Source organism: Chitinophaga ginsengisoli (genome assembly GCF_003014595.1).
Lineage (GTDB): Bacteria > Bacteroidota > Bacteroidia > Chitinophagales > Chitinophagaceae > Chitinophaga > Chitinophaga ginsengisoli.
This window is the reverse complement of the sequence record NZ_PYGK01000031.1, coordinates 1-6786: the sequence shown is the minus strand read 5'-3', so window position 1 is coordinate 6786 and position 6786 is coordinate 1. Positions and strand designations below refer to the sequence as shown.

Here is a 6786-nt window from a genome sequence, read left to right as displayed (position 1 = left end):
TTCCCTGGCTAAATGTGCGGGGTCTGTGGCTGGAAGAAGCAGGCTTTAATGTAGGTGATCCGATAGATATCATAGTCGGAAAAGGAAAGCTGATCATTAAAAAGGCTTATGATGGAAATAGCAGCCATTAAGCAGCAGCTAACGTTATCGCAGGTGCTGTCTTATTACGGGCTAAAACCGGATAAACACCTGCGATTACACTGCCCGTTCCATGATGACAAGACACCGAGCCTGCAGGTATATTACAAGACGCATAGCTGTTATTGTTTTAGCAGTAACTGTAAGACGCATGGCAAGCCATTGGATGTAATAGACTTTGTGATGTACAAGGAAGGCTGCAGTAAGCATGAAGCTATCCTGAAATGTAAGGCGTTAATAGGTGGTAGTGTTCCTGCTACACCAGCAAGGAACTACAACCGGGAGGAGACGCTGAACTACATGTTCACTTATTTTAAGAATGCGGTGCATAACAGCAAGCCTGCGCAGGAGTATATACAAAGCAGGGGTTTAGAAACTGCACGTTTAGAGATCGGTTATAATACAGGACAGTTCCATCATGGCAGGCGCAGGGATGATCAGTTGATAGCGGTCTGTGTGGAGGCAGGGTTACTGTCTCCATGGGGTACGAATAGCAACGGGGGACAGGGCTACAGGCCTTTTGGGAAGTATTGTATCGTGTTTGCATTGCGCAATAGTAAGGGAGAGATCAGTGGTATGTACTTCCGTAGTACAGTTAATGATGACACGCAACGCTTGAGAGAAGCTTTTAGCTTCCCTGGCCTCCCTTAGTTTTTTGCCAAAGCTGCTCATAATGCGCATTTATGGTATTAAAAAGCTTGTTAGTAGTTGGTTTTATAAAAATACTGACAAAAAATGAGCTAATGAAACCATAAAATATTTTGCCTATTGGTGCAGATGTTCTACATTTATGCCAAATATTGTCAGGCTTAAAAAATATCCACATGGCAAACAAAGCACTTCGATGCGGTAAGCTGCACGGTCGGTACCAGACATTAAGTAAACATTGGCATGGCGGCCGTAATGTGCCCTGACTAAATGTGCGAGGCCTGTGGCTGAAAGATGCAGACTTTAAGGTAGGCGATCCGATAGAGATCGTAGTGAGTAAAGGAAAGCTGATCATAAAAAAGGCCTGCGATAACGTTAGCTGCCGTTTAACGGCAGCTAACGTTATCGCAGGTGCTGTCTTATTTGGACTAACGTGCGAAATATAGGGTTGTTGATTTGCTTCAAAAGAGTGCATCATTGCTGTATTAATGTAGTAAAAAAAATATCGACATGGCAAACAAAACACTTCGACGCGGTAAAATGCATGGGCAGTACCAAGCATTAAGCAATCATTGGAATGGAGGCCGTAATGTGCCCTGGTTGAACGTACGGGGCCTGTGGCTGGAAGATGCAGGCTTTAATGTAGGTGATCCGATAGAGATCATAGTAAGCAAAGAAAAGCTGATCATTAAAAAAGCCTGGGATGGGAATAGCAGCCATTCAAACTATCCTGATCGGTTACGGTGAGTTGTTAAATGCATCCACCGGGGCTACGTATTGATTATTAATTATCCTTAAACCAAAACAATGAAGAGAAGAAAAACAAAAGGTAAACGCTGCCACAGTAGCTGGGAGCATCATGAGCTACGTATCCCTGCTCAGCTACGCTTACTGAGCCGTTTGTTGGCTGTACCAGTTCACCGGATGGTGCAGGAGTTTATAGATCACCTAAGTATGGATATCTGTGGTCGTGGAGATGATCAGCGTAGTTGCGCGTTATCGTACCTGCAGAGTACTGGTTATGGCCGTCAGCGTTACAGTGTAGAGCAGTTAGGAGAGCTGTTGGAAGAGCTGAATGCGCAGCGTCGCGAGTGGCCTGGTTACGAGCAGACGCATTATGATGGGGTATCACTGGACCGCTATCAGGTAGATCGGCGTCACTGGCTCTGGAGTTGGTACAACCGTTGGCGTGATCGTCAAAAAAGGCACGGGCAGTGACTTGCCTCGGGGAAAGGGCCTGCTAAGAAATAGCAGGTCCACCTTAAAGCGCATGTCCAGCTATTCATGCACCGGCTGAATAATTACTTTCCCAATCATAATTATTCCAGTCGTCCCTCCTTACAATATGCAGTTCATAACCAGTTGATATTCTTATAATTGTTAAAATGTTCGAATATGAAGCCGTAAATAAAATCGGTAAGTAAAGAATAATATACAAAAATGCAATATTAATGGTAGACGTTCATGAATGCAAGTAGGGTTGAACATGGGTAGAAGGTAGGTTAGTCATAGGTTGGACGTAGGTTGATCGGTCACAAGCGACCAACATACGTCCAATATACGACCAATATACGACCAACATACGACCAACCTATGACTCTGTATAGTCCTAGTATAGCTTTACAGTAATCCTAAATAAACTTAACAACACCCTAAATTGGCTTAACGCGTCCGTGCTATGGCTTGACAGATAGGACTGTTTTTTGAAGTTTAATGTCTAAAAGCATGAGGGATATCGTATTTAAAAAAAACACATGGTTATTTTTAATACCGATGAAGGGAATGTTTGGGCAGGGCAGTTCAAACTACCGGCTATTTTGAATAAATTCAATATTTGTTAATAAAAATTGACGCTCTCAAATTAATGGAACGTTATTTGAATGTCAGTGAATGAATAAATTACATTCCAAATAAACCTAACCTATGAAGCAAGTCTTTTACTTACTACTTCCCCTCCTTACCATTCAAAGCTTTGCGCAATCGCGCAAATTCCCTTATTACGATGGCCATAAATGGGGCCTTGTTAACGATAGCAATCAGGTAGTGATTCAGCCGAAGTACGACTCAGAATTCTGGATCTTTAGAGAAAAGATCGCCATCGTGCAGCAAGGTGGTTTATACGGTTCGATAGGAGTTGACGGTACGACGATAACGCCCTGTCGTTATGATTCCATTTCAATTATCAAAGGATTCACCACAGCCGCCCGGTTCAAAGGTAAGTTCCGTCTGGTAGATGTAAGTACAGGCAAAGAGCTTTCTGAAGTTGGATTTAACAAATGGGGAGAGCGTGAGCATGATAACCCGTCCATACTGCCGGTAAATATTGGTACTAAATGGTATTTCATGAACATGGTTACCGGTCAGCTGATCAATAAGCAAGGTTATGATAATGTCGGATTTGTTACTACTGGTTATTATGAAGGTGTGGTGCAGCAAGGCGGTAAGTATGGTGTATTAAACCTTACCACCGGTGCCCTGATTGCGCCCATCCGGTATGATCACCTGGTATACAAAAGCCAGGGAGCCTTTGATGCCATTGAAGGAGATAAGGTGCTTTCTTACACTGCCGATGGCAGGTCCACGCCAGGGAATGCCGAAGTACTAACGCAGCACCAATCGGCGTCGTCCGCTGTTATCCCCTACGATGCAGTCAAGCTTGACGATTCCTATGTTGGTTATATGAGCTTGTATGTATATAAAGGCAAGGACAAGGATTGGAAGGTGACATATGAAAAACGAATGTATGCTGATTCACCAGTGACACCTGCCAAAGAATTTCAGTTGACTGGTTATACTAACGTTGAAAGGTTTTACTATGATGAAACCATGCACCCTCAAGCGCTGCTGAAGGTAGTACAAAACGGCAAAACTGGTTTGATAGCACCCGAAGGCGATGTTATACTGCCTTGTATCTATGATAGCATCCGAAATGAAGGCGGTTTCTTTGTGACCCAGATAGATGGCAAAGAAGGATTAATTAAAACTGACTGGAGAGTACTAAGTCTGCCTGTTCTTAAACATGTGTATCATGCTAACTACGAAGCGGAAGGCTACTTTATAGAAATGCCGGACGGTAAAAAAGGTTATATGGATATGCACAATGGTAAGATATATATTCCGAGAGTGGGTAGATAACATTGCGCGGGAGTAATCATACAGGTATTTATGAAAAAGGAACTTTTTATTGCAATAGGGGATGCCGTATTGAAGTTTTGTTGGTGTCCTCCCGGGAAATTTATTCAGGCAACTCGAGGAACATCTTTGTTTTATAAAACCGGCAATGAAAATGTTGTTGTTGAATTTACTAGTGGATTTTGGATTTCAGCAACCCCATTGACCAATGCTCAATGGCTATCGGTATTAAATACTGACTACTATGAAAAGCTGAAGGAAAAGCCGAACTATCCAATAGTCAGTCTCTGCCTGTCTGAAGTTATTGATTTTCTTAAGAAAATCAATGAATTGAATTTGCTGAAACACGGTTTAGTATTCGACCTACCAAATTATTTGCAATCTCGATATGTATGTTATGCAAGAACGTCACTAGATGAAAAATTCTATTGGCAGGAATTAGGTAATGATTTTGGTGAGTACGCTTGGTATGCTGAAAACAGCGGCCTTTCGATTCACGAAGTTGGCTTAAAGTTGCCTTCTGTATGGGGTGTATATGATGCATTGGGTAATGTTTCAGAAATGTCCTTGGATGTACAGGCTATGTCCGGGCAGTCGATCCTTATAGATCCCGTATCAACAATGTTAGACGCCCCATACTTTTTCTCAGCGGGTGGTTATTATGCGTCAGACTATGATGAATGTATTGAGTTTGAGAATGAAATTCTTGAGTATGAGAATGTAAATCTGCAGGAATGGGGCATGAGGCTAATAATTGCAGAAAAATAGGGAGGATGTTAGAAATGTTGAGATGAAACATGCCGGGTAATTAGTATCCGCTGAGTTATGATCAATTCAATTTTTTCAGGTGTGCTTTATATGAAGGTTACACAAAGAGGATTTGGAATTATGAAGAATTAGTAATATGGAAAGAGGAGAAATAACTAAGAGATTAGAAAGCGAGAATATTGATGAGGTGATTTCTGCCATGGATATTATGGCGAATGAGTTGTTGTATTTTATTACTCGGTCCTTAGATGCATTAGAAAAGAATAACGAATGGAGACCATTTATCGCGGAGAGGATTTATAAATTAATCAATAACTCCAAATGTGCTATGGACGATAGGTTCCAGGAACAAGGTGCAAAGGACGATGATTTACGTTTTTGGTTAAGTTCTCTATTAGTGGTGTTTGATCAAAATGAAAATTTTATCCTTGAAATTTTACATCATGTCATTAATAATGAAGATGATAACGAGATGATGGGATTAAATATATTAGTACGCAAGAAGGTTATTGATATTGATGAAATCATTATTGAGAAGTTGAGAAAAGCTGAGTTTACAATTAAGAATTATTATAGAATCGATTTTTATTTGGATAAATTAAAGACCTTAAACATAGGTATTCCTGAAGACATTATTGAGAAAATAAACTCTTTCCATCAGCGCGTACAATATGACTGGCAGAAGTTATATTATTAAGAGACTGCCTGCATTTGGGAAAATGAAGCCAAAGTGTTTATTGAAGTATTCGCAGACTTGAGAAGATTGGTCTTATGAGGTAAGAGATTACATATAAAATGCACTAACTAAAAAAACAAGTTATTGCAAAAACAAACAAACGTGAGAGTTAGATATTTAGAATGAGGTATATTGAAATAAGAAAAGACATATCATCTGGCGCGCCAGTAGTAAAAGGTAGAAGAACTACTGTATTTAATATTGTTTCCTGTATATACTACGAGGATAATTTACAAGAAGCATTGGACAGTTATGAAATTATACTTGATGTTGCCAGGGAAGCTGTAGCATATTGTAGTGAACTTAAGTGTCAAGAGGACGTCAACCTGTTCAAATTTTGCAGTGGTTGTGTTTTGAGGGCATTGCAGGAAGATTGGAATTTCAGTAAGGACGATTATAAGGAAATCCTTTTAGATGAGCAAAAGCAGATAATTACCATCTCTAAGGATGGAAATAGTATCTTCTTAGGATCACTTCAGGAGCTTGAGATTACAGAATTGGGCGAGGCTGGCTGGTTAGTTGCGCAGGAGATTAAAAGAAGATACCCTGTTTTGAGTGCAGACGTATAGCTTATTGATGACTTGGATAATTACATACAAGTTCCTGTGAAATTATTTTATGTTCGAAATTATATATTACAAAGGAAAGAAAGACGGCCATCGCGATATCGTCATAACAATTTCTGCTATTAATTTTCATTCAGAAGTCGATTCTTATTATTTATGCATAGATCCACTTTTTATGCCTGAGCATGAAACTCCTGATAAGGTTGAAAAATGTTTAAGGCTAATGATTAAAAGTTGGGTTGCAACAATAGATAAGATGGAAGTTGACCAAACGGTTTATCTGCCGTATGATTTCTCCGATCAGTATGTTGGAGTTCTCGGAATAAAGATGAAATCAGATGGTGAGGTTTATTTTAGTGCTGGACATACTACCAGATATTGTGGATATGAAATATCTCCTTCAAGAGACACTGCATTAAATTTAAAAGAAGATGAATTTGCGAATGATGGCGGTGAAGTGGTTTTGTCAAAGGATATTTTAATTAATCAGCTTAGTAGCTCGCTACGAGTTTTATAGATACTGGTATTTGGGTTGAATAATTATTGAGATCGAGCTAATTGATTGATTGTTTAGTGAGGCTATGGGAGATGTTTGTAATCCCTCTAATCTGTAGTACAATGCAAAGTTTAATTATCAAGGACAACATTAACCGGCACGACATTGAAGAGATAATATATTCCAGGATATAAAATATTTAATAAAGAGACTATAAAATATATTGTGTAAACACATAGTCAACTGATCAAATCCGACATCTGTTTTCAAAAATAGTTAAATATTGATGGAGCACCAGCCCC

General features: G+C 39.8%; 10 protein-coding genes. All 10 read left to right on the top strand.

The window, feature by feature from the left end:
- Nucleotides 1-14: 14 nt before the first annotated feature.
- The 10 genes from CLV42_RS34500 to CLV42_RS33365 all read left to right on the top strand — a co-directional run bounded on the left by CLV42_RS34500 (nucleotide 15) and on the right by CLV42_RS33365 (nucleotide 6505).
- Nucleotides 15-131, top strand: a complete 117-nt coding sequence (locus CLV42_RS34500) for a type I toxin-antitoxin system SymE family toxin (protein ID WP_262510022.1) — start codon at nucleotides 15-17, stop codon at nucleotides 129-131.
- Nucleotides 109-789 carry a CHC2 zinc finger domain-containing protein gene (locus CLV42_RS33405; RefSeq protein WP_211303579.1) on the top strand — a complete coding sequence of 227 codons (681 nt, stop codon included), beginning with the start codon at nucleotides 109-111 and terminating at the stop codon, nucleotides 787-789. Before CLV42_RS34500 ends, CLV42_RS33405 begins: the two co-directional genes overlap by 23 nt.
- A gap of 269 nt (nucleotides 790-1058) precedes the next feature.
- Entirely contained in the window at nucleotides 1059-1232 is a 174-nt protein-coding gene (locus tag CLV42_RS34655) for a hypothetical protein (RefSeq protein ID WP_394337229.1), read from the top strand.
- A 64-nt stretch (nucleotides 1233-1296) separates the two neighbouring features.
- The gene (locus CLV42_RS33395) at nucleotides 1297-1533 is read left to right on the top strand and encodes a SymE family type I addiction module toxin (RefSeq protein WP_106606295.1); all 237 of its coding nucleotides are present in this window, start codon (nucleotides 1297-1299) and stop codon (nucleotides 1531-1533) included.
- Nucleotides 1534-1593: 60 nt separating this feature from the next.
- A complete protein-coding gene (locus tag CLV42_RS33390) occupies nucleotides 1594-2004 on the top strand; it encodes a hypothetical protein (RefSeq protein ID WP_106606294.1) in 411 nt (136 codons plus the stop codon).
- Nucleotides 2005-2709: 705 nt separating this feature from the next.
- Nucleotides 2710-3921 (top strand): WG repeat-containing protein, encoded by a 1212-nt coding sequence (locus tag CLV42_RS33385; RefSeq protein ID WP_106606293.1) that lies wholly within the window; start codon nucleotides 2710-2712, stop codon nucleotides 3919-3921.
- Nucleotides 3922-3951: 30 nt separating this feature from the next.
- Nucleotides 3952-4686: a formylglycine-generating enzyme family protein gene (locus tag CLV42_RS33380; protein ID WP_106606292.1), complete on the top strand. Its 735-nt coding sequence runs from the start codon at nucleotides 3952-3954 to the stop codon at nucleotides 4684-4686.
- A 136-nt stretch (nucleotides 4687-4822) separates the two neighbouring features.
- Nucleotides 4823-5383: a hypothetical protein gene (locus tag CLV42_RS33375; RefSeq protein ID WP_106606291.1), complete on the top strand. Its 561-nt coding sequence runs from the start codon at nucleotides 4823-4825 to the stop codon at nucleotides 5381-5383.
- A 161-nt stretch (nucleotides 5384-5544) separates the two neighbouring features.
- Nucleotides 5545-5991, top strand: a complete 447-nt coding sequence (locus CLV42_RS33370) for a DUF433 domain-containing protein (protein WP_106606290.1) — start codon at nucleotides 5545-5547, stop codon at nucleotides 5989-5991.
- Nucleotides 5992-6040: 49 nt separating this feature from the next.
- Nucleotides 6041-6505, top strand: a complete 465-nt coding sequence (locus CLV42_RS33365) for a hypothetical protein (RefSeq protein ID WP_106606289.1) — start codon at nucleotides 6041-6043, stop codon at nucleotides 6503-6505.
- Nucleotides 6506-6786 lie beyond the last annotated feature (281 nt).

Bases quoted from the DNA above. Each gene is read 5' to 3' on its own strand.
- CLV42_RS33405 (WP_211303579.1), top strand. From the start codon at position 109: ATGATGGAAATAGCAGCCATTAAGCAGCAGCTAACGTTATCGCAGGTG.
- CLV42_RS33395 (WP_106606295.1), top strand. From the start codon at position 1,297: ATGGCAAACAAAACACTTCGACGCGGTAAAATGCATGGGCAGTACCAA.
- CLV42_RS33390 (WP_106606294.1), top strand. From the start codon at position 1,594: ATGAAGAGAAGAAAAACAAAAGGTAAACGCTGCCACAGTAGCTGGGAG.
- CLV42_RS33385 (WP_106606293.1), top strand. From the start codon at position 2,710: ATGAAGCAAGTCTTTTACTTACTACTTCCCCTCCTTACCATTCAAAGC.
- CLV42_RS33380 (WP_106606292.1), top strand. From the start codon at position 3,952: ATGAAAAAGGAACTTTTTATTGCAATAGGGGATGCCGTATTGAAGTTT.
- CLV42_RS33375 (WP_106606291.1), top strand. From the start codon at position 4,823: ATGGAAAGAGGAGAAATAACTAAGAGATTAGAAAGCGAGAATATTGAT.
- CLV42_RS33370 (WP_106606290.1), top strand. From the start codon at position 5,545: ATGAGGTATATTGAAATAAGAAAAGACATATCATCTGGCGCGCCAGTA.
- CLV42_RS33365 (WP_106606289.1), top strand. From the start codon at position 6,041: ATGTTCGAAATTATATATTACAAAGGAAAGAAAGACGGCCATCGCGAT.